Below are 26,064 nucleotides of genomic sequence, written 5' to 3' on the forward strand. Positions count from 1 at the left end.
TTATTTATTTAAGCTATACAACACAGGTGTATCATTGTTTTGCAGAAACAGTATGGCCTTACCATTTCGGGTTGATATCCATTGAATATCCCGTACCATACCACGTACAAAAATGCCTGATTGATTTTGCATTAATGTTTGCCATTGCCGGTTTCCCTTATTTAACATTACAGTACCATAACCTGCATCTAACCGGCCAAACTGGGGAATAAAGTTGAATTCATTACCCGCCATGATCAGGTCAGTTTTTCCATCATTATTTATATCTTTTGCTACAATGGCATTGATGCTGCTTAGCTGTGCTAACAAAGGAAGAGGCTGCACAGAAAACTTACCATTCCCATCGTTCCATGCAATACAACTGCTGCCGTAATTCACCTGCTTCAGCACACACTTTTCCAAAATATCTGCAGCAAAAAGTTGCTGAATGGTTTTGGTTGCAAAATCTGCGTGCTTTAGGTTTTGTTTTTTCAAGGATGGTATCTGCTCCTGTAATTCACGTTTCAGAAAAACAGGTTTATCTTTTTGATCAATTGATTTTGTAATGATTTTTTCAGGTATTCCGTTTCCATCAAAATCGCTGATGAACATTCTTACAGGATTGCTGCTGTCTGCATGCAGATAAAAATTATTTCCGTAGTTGCCTAGTATAAGATCATCATCACCATCAGCATCCAGATCTGCTGCAGTGATCGTTTGCCACCAACCGGATAACTGGTTTAATGAAGAGGGTATTTCTTCATACTTTTTATTCCTGTAGCTATAAAAATGGGGCGCCATCCATTCACCTGTTATAATAAGTTCTTTCTTTGCATCTCCATTCACATCAGCAAATACAGCAGCTGTAACCATTCCAATGTTCTTAATTGTTGTGTTTAACTGTGCTGTTGCATCAGAGAATATTCCTTTTCCATCATTGATCAATAGAGTGCTTTGTGGTGTTACGCCATAGTTGTAAGATTTACTTCTCCCACCAACGAATAAATCGGGATCACCATCATCATCAATATCATTGGCAACAATTACACCTGTGTTATCAGCATTGGCAGGCAAGGCTTGCACATCATAACTAAAGTTTCCTTTTCCATCATTGCGATATAAACGATTCCTGATCTCGGCTTTTTGAGATGGCTGAGTATGTCCGCCACTACCAACAATCAGATCAAGATCTTTGTCGCCATCTGCATCTATCATCAAGCTTGTTACATCTTCGTATAATTTCATTTCATCAAACAACGGCTGTTGCTTCTTCACAAAACCGGTATTTGTTTGCAGATACAACTGGCCCGCTTGCCCCATTGCCCCGCAGATATATACATCATCCAGTCCATCGTTGTTGACATCTCCCACAGCAGCACGTGGACCTTGTGCACTTAGTTTAACAGGAATATTCCGTTCATAGTAAAAATCAACAAACTCATTTTCCTTGTGTGCTTCAAAAATGCTGTCTGTCTTTACAAAAAGAGGTTGTGCTCCCTGATAGGGTTCATTCAACTTTGTTTCATTCCCGGTTTGTTGAACAAAATGAAGTTGATTGATGCCCGGTTTTTTGATAACTGTTTGTGTAAGATTTGGCCATATGATCAACAAGCTGTCAATATTTTTATTGCCGAAGCCAATCGTTTGCCTGTAATCACAACTGCTTTGAAAGCCACGGCTCGGAATTACTTCACGACTGATGATCTCACCGCCCGCATAAAGTTTTATTTTACTGCCAATGGCAAATGTGTTTTGTTCTTTTCCTTTTAGTTGAACAGTGATGTAGTTATTCTTCAGTTGATCGTTTGAGTGATTACGATATACAAATGCCTTTTCGTTTACATTATTTACAACGAGGTCGAGATCGCCATCATTATCCAGATCAGCATAAGCAGCACCGTTGCTGAAGCTTTTTTGTGTAAACCCGTTCGCCTCGCCGGCATCAGTAAATTTCAGGTCGCCTTTATTATGATAAAATTTATTGAGTATAGGTGTTGATGGCATTTTATTGATAACCTCACTTACTTCTTTCTTTTCACCGGTCATAACCATGCGTTGAATAATTTCGTCAGCAAAAAAATCTATAAAATCCTGATCAGTGACATCATGATAAATGCCGTTGCATACATACAGGTCACTCAAGCCATCATTATCAGCATCAAAAATTAATCCTCCCCAACTCCAATCACTACCAGCCACTCCGCTGATATGTGCTGTTTCCATAAAAGCACCGCTTTGATTATTTACCTGCAACGTATTCTGCATGTATTGGTGATAGAAACCTTCTTTCACTTTTCTTGTATGAACTTCTACATTGTCATAGCTTGATGTTGTTTTCAAACGATAATCATCAGCAGGGTACATATCTGTTACAAAAATATCCGGGTAATCGTCATTATTAATATCAGCCATATCGGCTCCCATTGATGATAAACTGATATGCTGCATACGTTGTTCAAGCTCTTCTTTGAACGTTCCGTCTTTTTGATTGATGTAGAGATAGTCCCTTTCAAAAAAATCATTTGAGATATACAGATCAGGATAATGATCACCATTAATATCGCCCACTGTTACACCAAGACCAAAACCTATTAAGCTTCCGTAAATACCAGCCTGTTCACTTACATCGGTAAACCTGCCGTTATCATTACGTAACAATTTATCACCGCCTCCTTTTATAAATTCTTCAACAGGCCAATCCTTTGCACGGAGGTTCCGCTTATTGCTATAGTTGAGTGTATTAACAGGAATGAAACTATTGTTCAGTAAATAACAATCGAGATCACCATCGAGATCATAATCAAAAAAAGCAGCGTGAGTTGTAAACGAAGCATCATCTAACCCATAATCTTTTGCTTTTTCTGTAAACGTTCCGTTCTTATTGTTGATGTATAATTCATTCTCCTGCCCAACTCCCTTTTGGTATCCGGCATTGCAAACATAAATATCCAACCAACCATCGGCATTTAGATCAACCATTACCACACCGGTGCTCCACTTTTTTTTCTCAGCGAAGCCTGCTTTTTCGCTGATGTCTTCAAACTTAAAACCACCTTTATTCAGGTAAAGTTTATTAGGGCCAATATTCGCTGTAAAAAAAACATCGGGCAGGCTGTCGTTATTTATATCACCAATTGCAACACCGCCTCCATTATAGAAATTACGATAGCTGAAAATATTAAAGTCCTTACTGTCGTCCACCTGGTTGGCAAAATCAATTCCACTGTGTTCAACCAACTCAAAAAGTGTTTCACTTTTTTTATCGCTACAGGAAACAACAGTAAGAAAACAGAGAATGACAATTGCAATTTTTAACCTCAGGTTCATAGCTCAGTGTAAGAATGAAAGAAATTCAATTTAGTTGAAAATGTTGAGTTCTTTTGTCGGCCTGTCAATAAAATATATCAAAAAAAGAGGCCACTTAAACAAGTGACCCCTTTCCCTATTGATTATGATAAAAACTAATAACCAGGATTTTGTGTAAGGTTAGGGTTCGCTGCAATTTGTTGTGCTGGAACAGGGAACAATAACCTTGTTTCAGGTGATGTTGTTTTTCTGATCTGTCCTGCTTGCAGGAATTTGCCAAATCGGATCAAATCCATTCTTCTCCATCCTTCCCAATACAATTCACGACCACGCTCATCCAGCAATTGATCAAGATTAATTGAAGCAAGTGCTGAAGCACCTCTTGATGAATGTGTACGAACATAATTCACAATACTCAATGCTGTTGCACCATAAGGAGCAACATTGGTAGCAGTACCACCACGGAGAATTGCTTCGGCCTTCATCAATAATACATCAGCCAAACGGAAGATCACAAAGTCGTTATTAACGTTATCGCCATTGTTGTAATCAGGCGGATATTTCACAACCCTGATACCTGTTACTTCCAATGTGTTGGGATCGGTTTCAACAGCTTTTACTGCTTTCGTGAAAGCCAGGTTACCGCCTTTACGGTCTTTCAATGCAACGCCATTCTGGTTAAACTGTTGACCCAATAACAAACCAACACGTAAACCAGATACATCCGTCACGCCAGTGTAAGCATCGCCTCTTCTTTTATCTGCGGCTTCAAATTTGTCGTAAAAATCTCCCAAAGTGGTAAAACCATTCCAACCACTTGGAGTTTGATTATAGTGCAATGAGCAGAAATATCTTGAACGAACGTTTCCACTGCTTGATCCGCCAAAGTTGATGCCGGTAAAAAGATTTTCAGTTGACAATGCATCATTATTAGGTGCAAAGTTGTGATAGAAGTTAACAGAAAGTGTTTTACCTGAAGCAATCACTTCATCAGCTAATGCAATTACTTTGTTCATATCCGCTGCCTGGTGAGTTGGTGCTGTTCTGTTAGCAACCACTCCTTTTGTCAGATAAGCTTTCATTAACAGTGTACGGCATGCATTCTTATTGGCTGTATTTGTTGGACCATCGGGCAATGCTGATTTGATAGCTTCCAACTCAGTAATAATATAATCTAATCCTGCAGTTCCTACACGTACTTGTGGAATTGCCAATGGGTCGCCGCCTGGCTCACGATAAGGAGCCTGATTCCAACCTTCAATCAAATAAAAATTGGCAAATGCACGTAGGAATCTTGCTTCAGCGGCTTGTTGAGCGTTGGGGCTCTTTGCCAAAACCTCTGTAGCATTGTACACTACACGACCAAGGTTTTCAAATGCACCACGAACATAGTTATGGTTGGCATCCCATGTGTGCTGGTGCAGTACACGCCAGATACCGTTATCATCCCAGTCGCCACCTCTAGTTGGCCCGATACATTCGTCAGTTGTATGTTCCTGGATGGCCCAAAGGTTTGTCTGATCCATGAACGCACGGATATCACCTTCATAAATATTCTTCAAAATGTCAGCAGCCGTTACGCTTGAGGCGCTGGCTCTTACCAGGCTATCACTGAACTTCTCATCGATTTTTGCACAACCGGCAACGGCAGCAAATAAGAGAAGCAGAGACATTTGTTTGATATGTTTCATAATCAAATAGATTTAGTTTTTAGAATGATACGTTAACTCCAAATAAGAATGTTCTTGCTGAAGGGTACCCGATATAATCGATACCAACAGAAGGGATACCATTCACTTGTTTATCTGTATTTACCTCAGGATCAAATCCATTATACTTGGTTAAAAGGAAAAGGTTCTGTGCTGTTACATACACTGTAATTCCACTGATCTCTTTACCAATGTTTCCAAACTTATAAGACAGTGTAGTATTAGCAGCTTTCAGATAATCTCCTTTCTCTAAATAGCGTGATGAAGAAGTAATTGGGTTCGTAATTGACTCTCCATTCTTATACAAATCCTTGGCAATATTTCTTGTACCAAGGTTACCAATAGGTAACACAGAATTTGCTGTATTGTTGTAAAGAACATGACCAAATGCACCATTCAGATTTGCAGTAAGTGATAAGTTCTTGTAGCTTACTGTTGTTGAAATACCAAGAATGGTTGTTGGATTAGGGTTGCCCAGGAAATAAAACACGTTTCCATCATTTACGTAAATTGATTGACCTGTAGCCTTATCAATTCCCCTGAAATCTCTTGTGTAAAACGTATTGATAGGTTGCCCGTTTGTAATAAGTTGAGATAATGTACCAGACATACCTTGTCCGTTCAACTCACCTGTTTGAATTGGTGCAGGCAAGCCGGATACTTCATTCTTAACAAATGTGGCGTTTACTCCAAAATCCCATGAGAAATCCTGTTTTGAAAGAATTGCTGCATTCAATGTAATCTCAATACCCCTGTTCATTACTTCGCCATCGAGATTCTTCCAGATTGTTGTACCCGGAGATGGCTGAGGTGAAATACTTGGGAAAAGTAGTTGCTTTGTGTTTCTGCTAAAAAGGTCAATTGTACCACTCAACTTTCTGTTGAACATAGAAAAGTCGATACCAATATTTGTTTGTGCATCCTGTTGCCATTTAAGATCAGCATTAGGTAATTGCACCTGCGAAATACCGCCATTGTTTTCATTCAACACATAGCGTGCAAGCGATGCACCTGCCGGGAATTCCTGGTTACCGGTAATACCCCAGCCACCACGTACTTTCAAGCTATTGATAAAGCCCACATCAAAGAAATCCTCGTCTGAAACATTCCATCCCGCTGAAAAAGAGGGAAAGAATCCATAACGATTGTTTGAACCAAACTTGCTTGATCCATCAGCTCTGAATGTTGCAGTGAGGTAATACTTGCTCTTATAATCAAAATTCAACCTTGTAAAGAATGATCTGATCTCTTCAACGGGATTATTGAAAGCGTAAAATCGCTTATTCGAATTTAACCCAGCTTCAATTACATCAGTATAATCGAGATCTAAATATCCAAATCCTCCTCTTGCAAATAAGTTGGAGCCTTTATTTTCTTTTCTGAAATACTCATATCCCAATAAACCTGTAAAGTTCAATTCTTTTCCTATTCGCTTAGTATAATTGAGTGTTTGTGTTACGGTTTGAGTAAGCAGTTGGTTGTTACCGATTGCAGCAGTACCTCTACCGTTAGGATTAGTGCCATTAATTCCATTCTCCTCTAAATTTACCCAGTTACGTATAGATGTTCTGCGTTCACCACTTCCGTAGTTAAAACCATAAATCAACTTATACTCAAGGTTGTCGGTAAATTTAAATGACGGTGCAACACTACCTACTACGTTTGTCGATAATATCTTATCGTTGTAACCCTCAATAAATTCTAATGGATTGAGTGTGGAACCATCAAAGTAGTTATTGATCGATCCATCAGGCTTTCTTAAAGCACGTGTTGGGTTCCATTGCAATGCAGTTGATAACACGTTACCGGTAAACCCTGCATTGTTACTAATGGCGCCAAGTCTTTCGTTTTGTTGTGATACAACCAAATTAAAATCAAGACCGGCCCGCTTACTTTTCAGCAGCTTCATAGTTGAGTTAATACCTGCAGTTAATTTCTTGAACCCTGTATTCTTGATAATACCTTCCTGGTCAAGATAACCAACAGATACACGGTAGCGGGCGCTTTCTGATCCACCGCTTACAGCTAATGAACCATTAAGTGTATTAGCAGTTGTTAGAATGGCATCATATGCATCCACATCTGCATTATAATTGCCACTTGTTAATCCATAATCTGTTAAAGATTGTTTGTATTCAGCAGCATTCAACACTTCAATTTTTCTGAGAATAGAACTAACGCCGTAGCTGCCGCTCAATTCTACCTTAGGAGTGCCGCTTTGACCTTTCTTGGTAGTAACAATCACTACGCCATTGGCGCCACGTGAACCGTAAATGGCTGTTGCAGATGCATCTTTTAATACATCAATTGACGCAATGTCGTTTGGATTAATAAAATTCAACGGATTGCCATCGGGAGTTGAACCCAAGCCCGTAACGCTTAAGCCCGGTCTTGCGCTTGATCCATCCACAATAACTCCATCGATAACAAACAAAGGCTGGTTACCCGTTCTTAATGATGAGTTACCACGAATTTTGAAAGTTGTAGCGCCACCGGGTTGACCGCTGTTATTAATTACCTGTACGCCGGCAACTTTACCCTGAATGAGCTGATCAGGTGCAATTTGCACCCCTTGGTTAAAGTCTTTTGCTTTAACAGAAGCAACTGCTCCCGTTAAATCACGTTTACGTTGTGTACCATAGCCAATTACTACCACTTCGTTCAAAGCTTCATTGGCAACTTCCAATGTAGCGTTAACAACATCGCCGGATATACTTACTTCTGTAGAAGTATAACCAACAGATGAAATAACTAAAGTGGTTGCATTAGATGGAACTGCTAACCGGAATGTACCATCATTGCCGGTGGAGGTAGAGGTTCTTGTTCCTTTAACTGTTACAGTTGCGGAGGGTACAGCTTCGCCTTTTGAATCTGTTACTTTACCTGTAATCGTTTTGGTTTGTGCTGAAGCAAACGCCACCAGTACAAACACACTGAACATGGTGAGAATGCCTCTTGCAAGTTTCGTCAAGATCATAATCAGTAGTTTTTAAATTGTTGAGGGGTTATAGACCACAGCTGTCTATGCAGGAATTACCTGAAGGGAGGGTTCAGTTTTAAGGGACTGATCTTCCTGAACCATACTTATATGGCAAACATGCAATCGATAAGCTGTTAATCTTCTGTGAATTTAAACTAAGTTTTGACCAAATAGTTCCAACAAAACGGCTTAAGTTTACGAAAGGAACATGCAAACGATTGCGAAAATAATTGCGGTGGAAAAATTATCGACCCTAAACTTTCAATATGGCAAACGCAACACTTAAAAAGATAGCCCAGGTACTGGATATCAGTATTTCTACCGTATCAAGGGCACTAAAAAATCACCCTGATATTTCACAAAGCACGAAGCAAAAAGTCATGGAGTTGGCTGAAACGTTGGAATACGAACCAAATGCCGTTGCTGTTAACCTTCGCAGTAAAAACACAAAAGTTTTTGGTATACTGATTCCATCGATTACCAATAATTTCTATGATTCTTTTATTGCGGCTGTGGAGGAGGAGGTAAAGCAATCGGGTTACTCGCTTATGATTCTACAAAGTGCAGATAATCCAGAAACAGAAACAGTAAACCTGAAGATCTACCGGCAAAACAGGGTTAGTGGTGTGTTTGCATGTTTATCAAAAGAAACCACTAATCTCGATGCATTTCATAAAATGAAAGATGCCGGTATACCTGTTGTATTTTTTGATAAGGTACCGGATGATGACACTTATAACAGGGTTTGTCTTGCAGATAAAGATGCCGCTATAATGGCTGCAGAAGCTTTACTAAAGAAAAATAAGAAGAACATTCTGGGCATTTTTGGTGACACACATTTGTCAATTACCAAACGAAGACTCAAAGCGTTTCAGGAAACTTTGTTAGCAGATAAGAAAATAAAACTCTCTCTTGAATATGCAGATACGCCTGAGGAAGCCGAAAATATCAGCAAGAGTTACTTTCAATTGAAGAAACAGCCTGATGCTGTTTTTTGCATGAGTGATGAAATATTAACTGGTGTAATGAAGAGTGTTCAGAAACTGAAAATCGGGGTGCCACAACAAACAGGCATTATTAGCTTAAGCGATGGTTTTTTCCCTAAACTATATTATCCAGAGATCACGTTTGTTGAAACAAGTGGTTATCAATTAGGTAAGCTTGCCTGTGAACGTATGATGCAATGTGTAAAAGGGAAAGAAGAGCCCAAGGAAATATTTGTCGGCTCACGTTTTGTTGAAGGTGGTTCGTTATAACAAAACAGGTTGTTTGTTTTGTTCATTAACTTTTACCTGTAATCTTATCAGCAACCCAAGTATAATAAAATAAAGACTGCCGATCTTATCTGTCTCAATCAAATCGCTCAGCAGGTTCAGTGTTACAATCATACTCAATACAACTGCACAAAGCATGGCAAGCGAACGCTCAAACGGATCATGTAATGTATGATATGCCTTTACAGCAGCTGCAAACATGTAAATAAGCAGGACTAACAGTAATACCAACCCAGGCAAACCTTGCTCAATAGCGATCAATAGGAAATAATTATGTACTGATGATTTTTCTTCGTTACTGCTTACCCAAGTTTTAAAGGCTGTAACTGTGTATTCTTTATAATAAATAGTAAAACTGTTTGGACCAAAGCCATGCATCTTCTCTTCGTTCAGCATTTTTATACCGGCAATCCATCGATAGAACCGCTCCATTGTCGACATATCTTTTAATGTATAGGTTGCCTCCAGGTGCTCATTGAAATCGGTGTGTTGGGTTGTGGTATTAAAATCAGGTGCAAACTTTAAATAGTTATCATTCTGCATAAGCCAGAACAGAGCAGCTCCGGCGATGATCAATGCAGCAAATATGAGCGATAATAAAAAACGGCGCTTAACTGCAACCCATGTAATGGCACCGGATAAAAGGCATAGCCATGCACCTCTTGAATAAGCAAAGAACAACGCAATAATAAAAACAGTTATGCAGGCAATGATCCATTTACGCAGTTGTTGCTCTCCATAATAATACCACATGATCAGTATAGGGAACAGACACACAATAAGTGCGGAATAATTGACATGATTACGAAAAAACGGATCAAGCGTTGAGTTGATCGATTCGAATGAAAAGCCTTTGCCTGCATGACGTACTAAACTTATTACAATTGGTATCAGCATAGAAAAGATCAATGCCTTTGATGCAAGCTTGAGATCATCTTTTGTACGGAGGAACAGCAAGCCACCAATAACAAACGCTAACAGGAACCACGATTTTGCAAGACAATATTTGATACTCAACCATATTTCATGTGAAAAGAGAACAGTTACAATCATCCACACCAACTGCAACAGGACCAACAGAACCAAACTGCTTTTCATTAATTCCTTTGGTAGCATTGAAGGTTTAAGAATCAGCAACAACAACAATGAACCAGCCAGCATCAACATCATCGGTTCGTCAGGCAAGTCGGTTGACAGCGTGGCCGTAACAGAAAATTCAGTTGAGAGGGGAATGGCAAACAGTAATGCAAAAAATAAGTAACGTAGATTTTTGCTGAATACAAATATGGCGAGTGCTGCAAAAGGCAGCACCAATAAAATTCTCTCATCTAATACAATGCCCGTAACAAAACAAATAATTGCTCCAATGGCTGGTAGCCACCAACTCACTAAATCCTGTTTTGAAACAGCCTGCTGCATCAGCTTGTTTTTTGTCTTGAACGCCACTCAACAAACAATAACAGCAACACAGAAAAGATAAATGATACAATTGCTGCCATGATCATTCCTGCCAATACTTTCGGCTTATCTTTCTTTAAAGCAGGAAGCGCTTCTTCAATCACAAACAAGGCGCTTACTTCATTCACACTGGTGTTGAATTGCTGGATCAACTTTTCTGTTTCATTCAGGCGATTGATCACATCTGTTTTACGTGCAGTAAATAACGCATCAGCTTTTGTTTGTAGTTGCAGTTCTATTTGCTGAAGGCTATCTTTCTGTGCGTTAAAATCATGTTGCAGCTTTCGTAATATTTCCAGCTTCATATTATTAGATGAAGCAATACTCTTTGCATTTGTTCTTGCTACAATGGCATTGGCAATAGCAGCTGCCAGTTTTTTATCGGTATCCCATACATTTACTTTTACATGCCCAAACTCATTTTTATGAATGCGTACATTTTCCTTGTATTCATAATCGGCTAAAAAAGCTGCTTTTTCGTCGGCCGCATTTATTCTATAGTGTTTGATCAGATCAAAACTATCAACCATAAAACGACACATCTCTTCTGAACGTGCAAGTGCCATCATCCGGTCATTATCAAACTCACCACCATAATAAAAGTATTGCTCCCAAAATTCTGTACGGTAAATATTCGAACGGTCACCCAAATTAGGATTGGCAGCAGTGAACACAGCTGTACTCCGGAAATAAGGTTTTTGCAAATACAGGATACCACCTGTGAGAACAGTTGCAAGAAACACCAGCAGCAAAGCCTGCATCCAGCGTTTACGGATTACATCAAAAACAATATCTAAATTCATATGCAGTATTATTCAAAAGGATCATTTTAAAATCAGTTAATGTAGTGATCAGGCAAGATCCTGTACCACTTCCACTTTGCGGTTAAAGCTTTCATCAAGCGAAATAAAGGTTTCTGTACGTTCGATCCCCTTAATTTTCTGCAACGCATCGTGCAACACAAAACGAAGTTGATTGATATCCTTACACACCACTTCAATAAACATACTATAGTTACCGGTTGTATAATTGAGGCGAACGATCTCCGGTATCTTGCGAAGGTCTTTTGCAACCGTATCGTACAACGAGCTTTTCTCCAGGAATATGCCCACAAAGGCTGTGATATCATAACCCAGAGCTTTCAGATCAACATTGAGTTTAGTGCCTTTCACAATACCATGTTCCTGCAGTTTTTTAATGCGCACATGAATGGTACCGCCTGAAACAAAGAGTTTCTTTCCCAAATCGGCATAGGAGATCTGAGCATCTTCCATCATTTCAGAAATGATCTGCAGGTCCAGTTTGTCAAGATTCAATTTAGCACCCATATTTCAAGTGTGTTTTAAAATATTTTCAATATTAAGAATTGTATTTTGAATATCATCGAAAGTTTTAAAATTTTTGTTGAAAATTGTTCAAAGAATAGCCAATATGCTTTAATATTGCACTGTAATCGTTCTTTGAACAACATACTGTGGAGTGATGAAATTTTCGGCAGACATGCCCTCTCGTCTCGGGGGTGGAGATAACAGGATAAAGTCCGGCAACGGAACTAACTGCTCCGTGGAGGTTCGATCCCTCCCTCTACAGCTCAAACAAAACCCAAGATACAAAGTCCGTTGAATATTGGATTTTGGACATTGGATTTTCAATCAGTTCTTTTTACACTGTGGGGTGATGAAATTTTTGGCAGACATGCCCTCTTGTCTCGGGGGTGGAGATAACAGGATAAATATAGCATAGAGCCGTTTGGTTAGCAATAACCATTCGACCAGGGTCGACCACTGAACTTTGTGCTACAACTAACTGCTCCGTGGAGGTTCGATCCCTCCCCCTACAGCTTATTTCGGTTGCTTTCCATACCGATCAACTCTGGTCCGTACAGATTTTTCTCATGCTTTTTTTACGATTGCCTTTTGTTTTTACAAAGGGCTCTTTCGTTTTATAGACTTTCCCGATTTGTTTTATTCCAATTTTACTTCACACATAACCGCTTTCATTACAGTTGGTTTTTATCAACAATCTTGTAATATCCAACACATTTTGTCAATCGTTTGTAGCGCCCTTTAGCACGACGTTCTTGCAGATGAATCCTTTTTGCATGCGGATAAACACGAACTACTTTTATGCGTCTACACTACTACGTTAGTGCTTTTTTGGGTTGTTTGTCGCCTGAAACGCAATGGCAGTAGGCTAAAGGGAAAATTTATCAATTAGCAAAGGTTTTTTTTACCAATTATGCGAAACCGTTAGTTGAAAACTCTGTATCCACAGCGAAACCCTTGCTGGGCGTGCATTTGCTGTTGTTTTTCACAGTCTGTGCATATATATGACTTTGGAAGTATTGTTTGAAAAGATATTTTCGTATTCCTTGCATTAGCAAGCAGTTCTTTTACATACATAAACTTGTATAAAGCAAAAAGCTCTCATTTGCGAGATGAGAGCCGAAGACTTTACTTGGGAGTAGCGTTCTTGTCCAGCACAATGATACGAACAGATATCATTCGTTACTCCTTTTTAAATCCTTCACTTTTTCACAATTGTTAATAAACCGATCATGGAAACATGAGACCGGTCGATTAGACTGAATTTGTATAATTGAACAGGATTGCTTTACTTTGGCCTGTTTCTATTCAATAATACACCTCCTGGGAACACGTTATTTTCCCACATGTAACATTGTCACGGAGGGTTAATGTAATTAGGAAAGCCTCAGTCTAATCAGCTGAGGCTTTTTCGTTTCCATGACTTTTTGGTGTAGATGTATGGCTGAAATGCCATTAAGCAACATGGACTGCTGTGAAATGTCCTGATTAACAAACCTCAAACGAAAGGAGGTGTATTTTGAATAGAAACACAAATACATGTTCTAATTGTGGTCAACCCAAAAAGGAAGTCTTTGCCCGTTATATTACGGTTAAAGGAAAGATTCGCTATCCACTAAATAGCCAATTCTTCCATTTCTGGGCTTGTGACTGCAAAAAGAACAAGTAAGGAAGCAGGTGTTCCTCCGGACTGATTAACCGGGGCTAAGCCGACTGAAGGCTCAAGATGGATTCTTGGGCCTTCTTTATTTTATAAACGTAATGTTACAAATATTGTTCCCTTTTGAATTCATACAAGAAATCTACAAGTGTGAATAAAGGTATCAAAAGATTGGTTATTAACTGATTAAACCGTTTATTATCCGAGAGAATCCGTGTCAATACGTTCATTAATCCGTGTAATTACTGTTCACTTATTATTCGATAAACTCCTGTGCGATCCACCATCGTTTTGTTTCAATACCTATTTCCATTTCAACCAAGTATTTGCCGAAAGCAACATCACGAATTGTTCCTTTTGCTGCATACGGAACAATGATCACTTTACCTGCAGCAACAAGAGTTCGCAATGCTGGCTCGTCTTTTTTTGCACTTATATCATCAACCAATTCATAAGTTTCTTTCGTATCAGAACCCATGCACATCTTATTTACGAATGCAACATCACCGGACATAACAAGATGATTATCTCACAGGATCAGCAGTTCATTTCCTGTTAACAAAATACATTTCAAGATCGCCTACATTTTTAGCTGAGATTTTACCTCTTGGCGTACAACTAAAATCGTTCTGAATGAGGTAATAAGTAGCCTGTGAAATATTTACCTCTCCGGCCTCACCTTTTTGCTCCATACGGGCAGCAATATTTACTGTTTCGCCCCATACGTCATACACAAATTTTTTCTTGCCAACCACACCTGCAACAATTGGCCCTGTGTGTACGCCAACCCGTAATTGAAACGGAAAAGAAATGTTACCGGTTTGTTTTATTCGCTCCACTTCTTCCTGCATTTCCAATGCGGCTTTCACAGCATCATGAGCGTGTGTATTTGTTTCAGTTGGAATTCCACCAACAAACATGTATGCATCCCCAATGGTTTTAATTTTTTCTAACCCGTACTTCTCCATAATATCATCAAACGCACCAAAATACAAACCAAGTTCTTCCACCAATTTACCCGGAGTTAAATAGCGGGCACTTGATGAAAAGCCGATAATATCAGAAAACACGACGGTTACAGAAGCATAGCCCCTTGCCTTGGTCCATCCCGAATTTTTTAATTCAAGCGCTATTTCACCGGGCAAAATATTTAATAAGAGCGATTCCGTTTTTGCTTTCTCTTTTTCTAATTGCTCCTGAAATGCATTTGATTTAATAAAAGCGCTTTCAACAATAAAATAAATGATACCGCTGATAAAAATAAAATTGATAATAAAAAAAGTAAGGCTCAGGTTCCTCGGCATTTGAAAAGGCCGGTTGATAATACTAAACTCCCATATGCCCACACCAATAATTCCGATAATAAACAGAACGAAAAAAAAACGTGCTGTGCGAACATCAGTAAAGATCAACGCACCCATTGCAGCCAGTATTGCACATAACCCCACGCCGCTGCTGTCAACAAATCCACCAAGCACAACATGATTGAGGAAGCCAAAAAAAACAAGAATGATAAGCTGTGTTATTTTAAAAAGCTTATACTTTTTTGAAAAATAAAATACGAGAATGTTCAGGATGGTACTGATGATTGATAAAACAGAAACAGTAATTGCTTCAGTAAAACCAAGGTACACGTAAACGAGGTTGTACATGGTACCCGCCACCACAATCCACAGGGCCAGTTCAATGGTCATCCGCCGTTTACGGCGTTCCTGTATGTCAAGTACATCAAACTCAAATAAGCTTTCAATAAAATTACCCCATGCTGACATTAGCGGTTTGTTTTTTCTTTAACCAATAGAAAATACAGATATAAACAATATCTAAAATTGCCGTGGCAATACCAAGGCTGTATAAAAACCATTCGCCCTTCCATTGTTCATGATTAAAACAAAACAATGTAACCAGGAAAGTACCCAGCCATTTTAACCATGCACCAGGTAATGAAAAATATTCCAGGTTTTTTGTACGAAGTATAAGTGTAATATAGGCCGAAGACATGAGCATGTTGCACCAGTAACCGCCATAACCACCCATTCCACTTTGAGGAATATCAAATTTAATACTGAAAAAATAAAGTACAACCAGCCAGGCTATCCAATATGCAACAAAGGAAAAACGTGTAGCTGACTGCGATACGGATAACTGTAATTGCTTATAACCATACCGCAGTGTATAAAAAACAATAAAGCAATCAAGAAAAAACCAACTTCTGTAACCCCACACATACAACATACCCATATCCGAAACAAAAAACCAGCTCCACAAGGTTTCCCATGCAAAGTTGATGGACACCGCAATCATTGGAATCTCCACAAATTTAAATTTGCGGATATTGATCAATGTCAGGATATAAACAATCACCCATAAAAAACAACCGATCCCAAAAAGCAGGTGATCTAAAACAGTATAGTCTTGCAAATTAATAAACGGCATAGAAAGAAGTTTTTAAGTGGTGAGACAACATTGTACATCAGCCTATTTACCCAACAGCTTTTTAAAAAATTTCAATACAGCTATAACCAACTTCAACCACCACGGTTCATACGATTTCCAGGGCAGCCCTTTCTCGTAACGCTTCTGATCGTGTGCACGAATCGGGGCAAGAATTGCGGGCTCGTGCAAATTCCATATTTCACAGAGTTTGGCTTTACTGCCTGATGTACTTATGATTGCGTTAACGGCACGGCGTGCTGCTTCATTTGCTCCTTCCATTGTTGCCAGATCGGTATAAGTGCGTACGTAGTCTGATGCAAGAAAAAGATTTGGAATAAGTGTATGCGCATCAGGACGAAGCCCCCATGAGTTGATTGTATTCACCAACAAGGGCTCTTCATTTTTTTCACGACTTCCTGAGCCGGGAATCCGTTTGATGTCTCCATCAATATGCCACAACAACGGTGTTTCATCCTGCACAAGTTTCTGTCCGTTCACATTCAGGCTCGCTTTTATCTGGTGCCATACTTCATCTTTTATTTCTTCATGCGAACATTCTTTTGCCGGCTTACCATTGGTGCAATCAATTGAGCCAGGTGTATCCCAATCCGATACATCAACCGAAAACACAGTTCTGATTTTTCCATTTCCTTTTGTGCGGATGTCATAATCTTTCCAGAATTGAAGCTGCGAAATGGATGTTACAGCCCATGCAGAATCGGAATAAATACAATGCCCATCAACTACGTTCACTTCATCAGTTAAAAAATATTGTACGCCATTCATCCACGCCACACTTGGTGCAAGATTTACCACGCCCTGCAATGTTGGATCAATTGCCAGCATTTCCTGTGTAAACAATGGCGCTGCACGTTCAACTGGAACTGCCAGCAAATAATAATCGCCGGTAACAGTTACCGGTTCATTTGTTGTGTGGTTTAGGAGAGTTGCCCCGGTAATTTTCCTCTTCTCCATTTGCAAAGCGGTTACTTCATGATGTTTTATATACTTCACTCCCTTTTCTGTTAAGTAGGTATACCATGGGTGCAGCCACACTTCGTTTGTAGGACCATTTAATACCCTATCTGTATGCACACCAGGATTTGTCATATTAAATACCAACTGCAGAAAAATATCGCCGCCTGTTTTTGTACTTGCCTTGCGAGCATTTGCGGCTACCAACGTTCGGGTTAAACCCTGCACTAACAAAGCACGGTAATCGTCACTGAAACGATCTGCCTCTAAATAATCCCACCAACTGATACGTTCATAGTCGTTGGCCCGCCTGTCGTAACATGATGTCATCAGTTGCCACACTTTTGTTGCAAAAAATTTCTTCTCTTCTTCTGTAAGACCTGTGTTGGCGTGCATGGATGCAAGCAGAACATGCAGATCATTTAATGAATGCGGAAAATTTACAAGCGTTGTGATTGATTCTTTTCCTTCCCTTGCTAACCTTACCCGTTCGGTTGGTACAAGATTATCAACCACCGTTTTCGTTTCCCCTTCTTTAGTTGTAAAGGGAATACGCTTCATGGTATCAATGATGTGTTTGTAAAAACCGGGGAAAAACCGGAACCCATGTTCGCCCGGTAAAGGTTCGTTTTGCTCATGTCCGGCAACAGGTACGTTTACGCTGCGGGCCTTCCCTCCGGGGTATTGCTTGTGTCTGTCGTAAACTTCTACTTCAAAGCCACGCTCCATTAGCTCGTGTGCGGCACTCATTCCCGCAACACCGCCGCCAAGAATAATAACTTTCGGCATACCAGATTTGTTTTACAAGTTGATTAATTGGGTAACAGGCGTACAGTTAGCAGGAAATCGTAAGGGATGGGATATGGCAGTGAAAAAGAAATGATAATCCTCAACACTGCTCTTATGCATCCAATATAATTCTTTTTATGGCAAAAAGAAACAGCCGGTAACCAGATTACCAACTATACATGCTGAAACACTGACCGTGCTTATTACCTTTGCCCGCTATGGGACAAAAAAAGCTCATCCGTTTTGCTGAAATAGAAACCTTTCCTAATGTGTTGCAGTATCCGCAGGATATAAAAGGAAAGTGGAATGAATTTTTTAAGAACGATCACCCGATCACTTTAGAACTGGCTTGTGGCAAAGGCGAGTATGCTGTTGGGCTGGGCCGTTTATATCCTCAACGGAATTTTATTGGTATAGATCTTAAAGGCAACCGCATTTGGGTAGGAGCCAAAACTGCATTGAAAGAAAGTTTGACCAACGTTGCGTTTGTACGTTCACAAATTGACCAGGTGACGAATTATTTTGCTGAAGGCGAAGTAAGTGAAATATGGATCACGTTTCCTGATCCACAACTCCGTGCATCGAAACACAAAAAGCGTTTAACACATCCAAAATTTTTACGTTCGTATCAGCAATTGCTGAAACAAGGCGGACTTATTCATTTGAAAACTGACTCACCGGTACTTTATCGTTTCACAAAAGAGGTGATCAGCTTGTATAATTTGCCGCTGCATACTTCAACCGATGATCTGTATAAAGAAGAAACCATCAGCGATGAGTTGAAGATCAAAACACATTATGAAGGGTTGGATATTGCACAAAGTAACCGCATCCATTACCTGCAATTCAGTTTACCTGCAACGCCATTACCTGCTGAGCCCGATGCTTTGTTAAAAAAATGGGTGTTTGATTCTGAGAAAGACTGAACGAACTGATTTTCTGCAAAAAATAGTTGCAACAAAATGGATTGTGGTTGGTTAAACAATTATTACGCCCACAGGAAGCACATGAATAACTTAAAGGAAGGATTGGATTTCTATTATGATGAGCAAGACAATATAGTGCTCACTGCCAAGTATCATCTTGACAAAGGATACTGTTGCGGCCACGGTTGCCGGCATTGTCCTTACGATTATGAAGCTGTTCCGGAGCCTCGTCGTACCTTGGTAATAAAAGAGCGAAAAGATGCCCTCCAAAAAACAACCTCAACTTCCCAAAACGGGTAAAGCAAAAGAATATTCTTTTTTCCAGGATGTATATGATGTGGTGCGACAGATACCGAAGGGTCGTGTTACGTCTTATGGTGCTATTGCTGCCTATCTCGGCACCAAGTTATCTGCACGCATGGTTGGCTGGGCTATGAATGGTGCACACAACGTAAAACCAAAAGTACCTGCACAACGTGTAGTAAACCGAAATGGCATGCTTAGTGGCAAAGCACATTTCGAAACACCGACACATATGGAAGAACTGCTGAAGAAAGATGGTGTTGCCGTAAAGAATGATACGGTAGTTGATTTTGAAAAACGTTTTTGGGACCCGGCCATTGAGTTAGGTTGATGATATTCCCGTAATATTTTGTTTGATGAAATTATAATCTGTCGATGGTTACATCATCCACCCCAATAACCACTAAACAAGAATTCCTTAAAAATCTCAACCTCTTATACTAACTTTCTCCAAAACTAAAAAGTATGAGAAAGACTGCATTCGTGCTGGCCCTTATCGGCTTGTCGGGCCCGCTTGCTGCACAACAACCTGCAAAAGACAGTACAAAAAAAGACACCATGCCTTATACGGCATTTGCAAAACTTCCCCTTAAACCTGAACGTACCATTAAATTCACGGCCAAAGAAGGTACATGGATGAGTGTGGATGTTAGTCCTGATGGACAAACTATCGCCTTCGATCTCATGGGCGATATTTATACCATGCCTGCTGCCGGTGGTAAAGCAACTGCTGTAACAAAAGGTATTGCTTACGAAACACATCCTCGTTTCAGTCCCGATGGAAAGAAAATTCTTTTCACCAGTGATCGCAGTGGCAGTGATAATATTTGGTACATTGATATGGAGAAGAAAGATACCGTGCAGTTAACAAAAGATCCAACGGAAGATTTTCCTGCAGCGGTTTGGACGCCTGATGGTAATTATATTATCGCCAGTAAAGGCCGCCGCATTCCAAAGTTGTGGATCTATCATAAAGATGGTGGCGGTGGTATTCAGTTGAATGATGGACCACCCGCATTAAAAACAATTGACCCGTTTGTAAGTGCTGATGGCAGACATGTTTACTACAGTCAGCGTAACGGTTCATGGAATTACAACGCATTATTACCTCAATACCAGATCGGCACATATGATCGTGATAAAGGAATTACCAATACGATTACTACTCGTTATGGTTCAGCATTTACGCCAACGCTTAGTAAAGACGGGCAATGGATGGTATACGGCAGTCGCTACCAGGATAAAACCGGTTTGGTTTTACGTAACATGAAAAATGGTGATGAGCGTTGGCTCGCCTATCCTGTACAGCGTGATGAACAGGAAAGTATTGCACCACAAGGTGTATTACCAGGAATGTCGTTTACACCAGACAGTAAGTTTCTCGTTGCAAGTTATGGTGGTAAGATCTGGCGCATACCTGTTGATGGAAGTAAAGCAACAGAAATTGCGTTTGAAGCAGATCTGAATTTAGAAATGGGTCCACGTTTGTATTTCAACTATGCGATTAAGGACACAAGTGCTGCATTAGCTAATCAAATACGTGATGGCGTTCCTAGTCCCGATGGAAAGAAATTAGCATTCACGGTTCTCAACCGTTTATACGTGATGGATTATCCAAACGGCACACCAAAACGTGTAACCAATAACAACTTTACAGAAGCTATGCCAACATGGAGCCCAGATGGAACACAGTTGGCGTTTGTAACATGGAATGAAACTGAAGGTGGTCATTTATACAAAGCAACCTTGGGTAATAAACCTTCCATTACAAAACTTACAACAGAGCCGGGTTTTTATATGCAGCCGGCCTGGAGTTATAATAACCGCATTGCATTTTTTAAAGCCCCGCTTCGTTTATTCAAAGATGCAGAAGACCCGTTTTACAGTGGTGCAGAGGCAGATATTGTATGGATGAATGCAACAGGTGGACCAATAACAAAAGTTGACTTAACAGTGAATGCAGGCAATATTCATTTCACAAAGAATACAGAACGTATTTTCCTGAACGGACAAGGTGGTACACTCATCTCTTGCCGCTGGGATGGTACCGATCTTAAAACACATGTACGCATCACCGGTATCACAACCTATGGCACAGCAGCAGATGCACACGAAGATCATTCAGGTCATGAACATACAACTGGTACAGCAAATGATGTTACCTATGTAATGGGTAAACCAATAATGCAGACCAGTGCTGTTAATTACTGCATGTTGCCCGAAGGTGCAAGCAACCGTGAACCACAAAATCTGCCATCATCAGCAGGCATTATTCTGATGGCACCTGAGGGAAATCAAGCTTTGGCACAAGTAAACAACAACGTGTATGTGGTTACTATTCCGCAAACAGGTAAAATGCCAACGATCAACGTAGCCGATCCATCATTCAGCAGTTTTCCTTCAAGGCAACTTACAGAAATTGGTGGCGAGTTTCCTGCATGGGAAGGCAATGGAAAGAAAATACACTGGAGTTTAGGTAATGGACATTGGGTATATGACACGGAGCGTGCACAGTTTGTTGAGGATTCAGTGAAAGCAGCAAAAAAGATCGAAGCGCAAAAAGCTGCTGACAGTGTGAAAGCATTAATTGCTCTCGGACCTGATGCAAAAAAACTTGCTGATTCATTAGCAAAGAAAAGTGCTGATTCACTTGCAGCCATTTTAAAAGTTGATACAGCACGTGCAAAGCGTGAAGCATTGGCAAAAGAAGAATTAAAGAAGAAAGAAAAATATACGCCTGATGAAACACAGGTGAAAGTATATTATCAGAAAGATCTGCCAACAGGAACAATGTTGCTGAAGAATGCACGCATTGTTACTATGAAAGGTGAGGAGGTGATTGAAAATGGTGATGTACTCATTGTCAACAACCGTATTAAAGCAGTTGGTAAAACAGGAACACTTACTGTACCTGCAGGTACAAAAGAAATTGATTGCACCGGTAAAACCATTACACCCGGTTTTGTAGATACACATTCGCATATGTGGACCTATTGGGGTTTGCATAAAAACACATCGTGGATCTATGCTGCCAATCTTGCTTATGGTGTTACTACCACAAGAGATCCGCAAACAGCAGTTACCGATGTGTTAACATGGAGTGATATGGTTGATGCTGGTCAATTACCTGGCCCACGTGTGTACAGCACAGGTCCCGGTGTTGGTTTTTGGATGTATAATTTAAAGAGCCTGGAGCAAACACGCAATGTGTTGAAACAATACAGCAAGTATTACAACACACAATACATCAAAATGTATTTGGTAGGTAACAGGCTGCATCGCCAATGGGTGATCATGGCGGCAAAAGAACAAAAGCTGATGCCAACAACTGAAGGTGGTTTGGATTATAAGTTGAACATGACACAATTGTTTGATGGTTATCCCGGTCATGAACATGCTATTCCGATCTTCCCATTGTATAACGACGTAACAAAAACGATTGCAGAAAGTAAAATGGCCTACACGCCAACGTTACTTGTGGCTTATGGCGGACCATGGGCAGAAAACTATTTCTATACCACTGAAAGCCCGGTGCATGATAAGAAGCTCAACTTCTTTACACCTTATGAAGAATTGAGTGCTAAATCACGCCGCCGTGCAGGTGGTTTGGGCGGTTGGTTTACACCCGAAGATCATGTGTTTACAAAACATGCACAAGGAATTAACAGCGTAGTACAGCAGGGAGGTTTAGCAGGCATCGGTAGTCATGGCCAGTTACAGGGGCTGGGTTATCATTGGGAATTGTGGAGTGTTGCAAGCGGTGGCCTCACGCCGTTAAACGCCCTGCGAACTGCAACCATACTTGGTGCAACTGCATTGGGATTAGATAAAGAACTGGGAAGTATTGAGGAAGGTAAACTTGCTGATATTAATATTATGGATGCAAATCCATTGCAGAATATCCGCAACACCAATACCATTCGTTATGTAATAAAGAACGGACGATTGTATGATGGCAATACATTGGATGAAATATATCCAACACCACGTAAAATGGATGCAGGCAGTTGGACAAAGCCAGCACCAACGGTGACAACTGAAGTGAAGCAGTAAAGAATTTGTAAACAAGATGAATCGCCGCTCACTCAACTGAGCGGCGATTTTCTTTTTGAACGATTAATAATACTTTTGTTCTCCTTCTATGCTTTCCAAAACATTCAACTCCTATAAGCAGGCATATACAGGTTTATCGAAAGAAACCTGGCTACTATCATGGATCATGCTTGTAAACAGAAGTGGAACAATGGTGGTGCCTTTTCTGAGTTTATATCTCACAAGTCCTGCAATGGGTTATTCACTCAGCCAGGCAGGTTTTGTATTTGGTTTGTTTGGTGCAGGAGCATTTACTGGAGCATACATCGGCGGAAGATTAACTGATAAGATTGGTTTTTATAAAATTCAGTTGATCACATTGCTTGGTGGGGGATTGTTGTTTATAGTGCTGGGACAAATGAAAAGTTATCCGCTCATTTGCATTTTTACATTTGTTTTGAGCTTTGTGAATGAAGCCTTCCGTCCTGCTAACTCAACAGCTATTGCATTTTACAGTAAGGAAGAAAACAGAACAAGATCTTATTCACTCAATAGGCTGGCTATTAATCTAGGCTGGGCCGTTGGTAGTGGCTTGGGTGGATTGATTGCACATTTCAATTACGAACTGTTGTTCTGGATTGATGGTATCACAAATATCTCAGCAGCATTACTCTTGTATCGATTACTGAAACCACCGGTACAGGAACTAAAAAAAGAAACTGTTGCTGCAGCAACTGTAAAAGCTCTTTCTGCTTACAAAGACAAAGTGTATTTATGGTTTATCTTTTGTTCCTTTTTATTTGCTGCCAGTTTCTTTCAGCTATTCACCAACCTTTCTGTTTACTTTAAAAAAGAACGTGGTTTTTCTGAACCGTTTATCGGTTCGCTCATGGCTGCAAACGGGATTTTTATTGTGTTAACGGAAATGGCATTGATCTATCGCCTGGAAAAAAGAAAAACGCCTTTACTGTTTGTTGTATTAGGTGTGTTGTTGACAGCAATTGCGTTTCTGCTCCTGAATTTTCTCAACATTACGCATATTATGGCAATGATGATTATCCTGTTTATTACCGTTGGTGAAATGTTGTCGATGCCTTTTATGAATAGCTTCTGGATCAGCCGAAGCGATCACAGCAACCGTGGACAATATGCTGCACTATATACAATGGCATGGTCGGCAGCGCAAACCTTTGGGCCCATGTTCGGTGCAAGGATTGCAGATCAATCGGGGTTCACTGTTTTATGGTGGGTTGTTGGTGCAGTATGTATGCTGTCTGTAATTGGTTTCAACCTGTTGCGTAAACAACAAACAGCAGCAGAATCTGTAACATTAAATCAGCAGGAAAAAATTATGGAAGATGAAGTTGCTGCCGCACAGGATATGGCGGGGTGAGTTTCACACAATCAATAATACAAGTAGCCGCATTTATTGATGCGGCTTTTTCTTTGTGCAAACGGTTGTCTTCTGCTTTCCGCATAGATTAACATATTTTCAAGGTTAAAATAATTGCATGCAGCAACAAACGATACAGATGGTTCTGCCCAAAAAGCAAACAACGCTCATCCCCATGATAATGATTTGCGCTTTGTTTTTCATCTTCGGATTTGTAACATGGGCAAATGGAACGTTGATTCCTTTTTTCAAACTATCATTTGGGTTAACCGATTTCCAGGCCTTCTTTGTTACGTTCTCTTCCTACATGGCTTATTTCTTTTTGGCATTACCTTCATCATGGATATTAAAGAAAACAGGGTTTAAGAACGGACTTGTTCTTGGCATGCTCATTTTAGGTGTTGGTTCGTTATTATTTATTCCTGCTGCAAAATCAAATTCATTTGGTTTGTTCCTGACAGGAATTTTTATACAGGGTTCAGCGCTTGCATTATTACAAACTGCGGCAAATCCTTACCTCACCATTATTGGCCCTATTGAAAGTGCAGCAAAACGAATCAGCTTTGCTGGCATATGTAATAAAACAGCCGGCATACTTGTTCCCATTATTATGGGCACATTGTTTCTAAAAAATGCAGCAGCTATTGAAAAGCAAATTGAGGCATCGACTGGTATTGAAAAAGAACAACTGTTGCAGGAAGTATTGGATCGTGTAAACATGCCCTATATTGTTCTTGCTATTGTTTTTTGTTTGTTTGCATTACTGATAAAATTCACGCATCTCCCCGAAGTACAGGTTGAAGAAGATGTTGTGGATGAAACAAGCGGTGAAGTTGTTCAGCATAAAAGTATTTTCCAGTTCCCACATCTATTCCTTGGAGCATTTTGCATATTCGTATACGTTGCTGCAGAGGTTATGGCAGGAGATATTATTGGAGTATATGGAAAAGCACTGGGCATCAGTGCTGATATTGCGAAATTCTTCACTGCCTTAACTTTAAGCGGAATGCTTATTGGTTATATCGCTGGGATCATTTCCATCCCGAAATATATTTCACAACAGAAAGCATTGCGCATCTGTGCCATGCTCGGTATCATTTTTAGTATTGGCGCATATTTAACTGGTGGCTATGCATCGGTAACTTTTATTGCATTATTAGGATTAGCCAATTCATTAATGTGGCCTGCTATTTTTCCTCTTGGTATCAGTCACCTTGGTAAGTTTACCAAAACAGGGTCGGCTATTATGATCATGGGTATTGCGGGTGGTGCTATCTGGCCAATGATCTATGCCTGGTTAAAGGATAACTTGAAACTTGATTTTCAACTGGCATTTTTTATTGCGGTATTACCATGTTATTTATACATACTCTACTTTGCAGTAAGCGGACATAAAGCGGGTTTGAAGAAAAGATACACAGCATAGTCAAACAACTTTTTTACTAAATTAAAACAATGTCTCTATAAAAGACGTTCAGAATACTGAACGTTTTTTTATTATCAGTTAAAAGAGAATCGG

17 protein-coding genes are annotated in these 26,064 nt (G+C 40.0%); 7 read left to right on the top strand and 10 right to left on the bottom strand.

The genetic code is table 11. The features are described 5' to 3' along the window. From WG954_RS04795 to WG954_RS04805, 3 genes are all read right to left on the bottom strand, one after another. A complete protein-coding gene (locus WG954_RS04795; protein WP_340434153.1) occupies positions 1-3,306 on the bottom strand; it encodes a VCBS repeat-containing protein in 3,306 nt (1,101 codons plus the stop codon). Between the two features lie 134 nt (positions 3,307-3,440). After that, complete coding sequence (locus WG954_RS04800; protein ID WP_340434155.1) at positions 3,441-4,976, bottom strand: RagB/SusD family nutrient uptake outer membrane protein; 1,536 nt, start codon at positions 4,974-4,976, stop codon at positions 3,441-3,443. A gap of 19 nt (positions 4,977-4,995) precedes the next feature. After that, positions 4,996-7,971: a SusC/RagA family TonB-linked outer membrane protein gene (locus tag WG954_RS04805; protein ID WP_340434158.1), complete on the bottom strand. Its 2,976-nt coding sequence runs from the start codon at positions 7,969-7,971 to the stop codon at positions 4,996-4,998. Between the two features lie 269 nt (positions 7,972-8,240). Here WG954_RS04805 and WG954_RS04810 point away from each other — a divergent pair, with 269 nt between their 5' ends. Then, positions 8,241-9,230, top strand: coding sequence for a LacI family DNA-binding transcriptional regulator (locus tag WG954_RS04810; protein WP_340434160.1), 990 nt, complete (start codon positions 8,241-8,243; stop codon positions 9,228-9,230). On the opposite strand, the gene WG954_RS04815 is transcribed toward WG954_RS04810, so the two are convergent. From WG954_RS04815 to WG954_RS04845, 7 genes are all read right to left on the bottom strand, one after another. After that, positions 9,225-10,667 carry an O-antigen ligase family protein gene (locus WG954_RS04815; RefSeq protein ID WP_340434162.1) on the bottom strand — a complete coding sequence of 481 codons (1,443 nt, stop codon included), beginning with the start codon at positions 10,665-10,667 and terminating at the stop codon, positions 9,225-9,227. The genes WG954_RS04810 and WG954_RS04815 overlap by 6 nt on opposite strands. Beyond that, on the bottom strand, positions 10,667-11,509 hold the full coding sequence (locus WG954_RS04820) for a hypothetical protein (RefSeq protein ID WP_340434164.1): 843 nt from the start codon (positions 11,507-11,509) through the stop codon (positions 10,667-10,669). The genes WG954_RS04815 and WG954_RS04820 overlap by 1 nt, the downstream gene beginning before the upstream one ends. A gap of 48 nt (positions 11,510-11,557) precedes the next feature. After that, entirely contained in the window at positions 11,558-12,034 is a 477-nt protein-coding gene (locus WG954_RS04825) for an Lrp/AsnC ligand binding domain-containing protein (protein ID WP_324229781.1), read from the bottom strand. A 1,913-nt stretch (positions 12,035-13,947) separates the two neighbouring features. Next, a complete protein-coding gene (locus tag WG954_RS04830) occupies positions 13,948-14,169 on the bottom strand; it encodes a hypothetical protein (protein WP_340434166.1) in 222 nt (73 codons plus the stop codon). A 67-nt stretch (positions 14,170-14,236) separates the two neighbouring features. After that, positions 14,237-15,463 (bottom strand): adenylate/guanylate cyclase domain-containing protein, encoded by a 1,227-nt coding sequence (locus tag WG954_RS04835; protein ID WP_340434167.1) that lies wholly within the window; start codon positions 15,461-15,463, stop codon positions 14,237-14,239. Beyond that, positions 15,447-16,127 (bottom strand): transmembrane-type terpene cyclase, encoded by a 681-nt coding sequence (locus tag WG954_RS04840; RefSeq protein ID WP_340434168.1) that lies wholly within the window; start codon positions 16,125-16,127, stop codon positions 15,447-15,449. Before WG954_RS04840 ends, WG954_RS04835 begins: the two co-directional genes overlap by 17 nt. A 42-nt stretch (positions 16,128-16,169) precedes the next feature. Beyond that, a complete protein-coding gene (locus WG954_RS04845; RefSeq protein ID WP_340434170.1) occupies positions 16,170-17,891 on the bottom strand; it encodes a hydroxysqualene dehydroxylase in 1,722 nt (573 codons plus the stop codon). Between the two features lie 218 nt (positions 17,892-18,109). On the opposite strand from WG954_RS04845, the gene trmB reads away from it, so the two are divergent. The 6 genes from trmB (at position 18,110) to WG954_RS04875 (ending at position 25,971) form a co-directional block, all read left to right on the top strand. Beyond that, the gene (gene trmB / locus WG954_RS04850) at positions 18,110-18,817 is read left to right on the top strand and encodes a tRNA (guanosine(46)-N7)-methyltransferase TrmB (protein ID WP_340434171.1); all 708 of its coding nucleotides are present in this window, start codon (positions 18,110-18,112) and stop codon (positions 18,815-18,817) included. Positions 18,818-18,898: 81 nt separating this feature from the next. Beyond that, positions 18,899-19,117 (top strand): C1orf53 family protein, encoded by a 219-nt coding sequence (locus tag WG954_RS04855; protein ID WP_340434173.1) that lies wholly within the window; start codon positions 18,899-18,901, stop codon positions 19,115-19,117. Continuing rightward, entirely contained in the window at positions 19,077-19,451 is a 375-nt protein-coding gene (locus tag WG954_RS04860; protein ID WP_340434175.1) for an MGMT family protein, read from the top strand. Before WG954_RS04855 ends, WG954_RS04860 begins: the two co-directional genes overlap by 41 nt. 134 nt (positions 19,452-19,585) lie before the next feature. Continuing rightward, on the top strand, positions 19,586-23,173 hold the full coding sequence (locus tag WG954_RS04865) for an amidohydrolase family protein (protein WP_340434177.1): 3,588 nt from the start codon (positions 19,586-19,588) through the stop codon (positions 23,171-23,173). 88 nt (positions 23,174-23,261) lie between these two features. Continuing rightward, positions 23,262-24,545, top strand: coding sequence for an MFS transporter (locus tag WG954_RS04870; protein WP_340434179.1), 1,284 nt, complete (start codon positions 23,262-23,264; stop codon positions 24,543-24,545). A 118-nt stretch (positions 24,546-24,663) separates the two neighbouring features. Continuing rightward, on the top strand, positions 24,664-25,971 hold the full coding sequence (locus WG954_RS04875; protein WP_340434181.1) for a sugar MFS transporter: 1,308 nt from the start codon (positions 24,664-24,666) through the stop codon (positions 25,969-25,971). The last annotated feature ends 93 nt before the right edge of the window (positions 25,972-26,064 follow it).

The sequence above is a fragment of the Lacibacter sp. H375 genome (assembly GCF_037892425.1).
Taxonomy (GTDB): Bacteria; Bacteroidota; Bacteroidia; order Chitinophagales; family Chitinophagaceae; genus Lacibacter.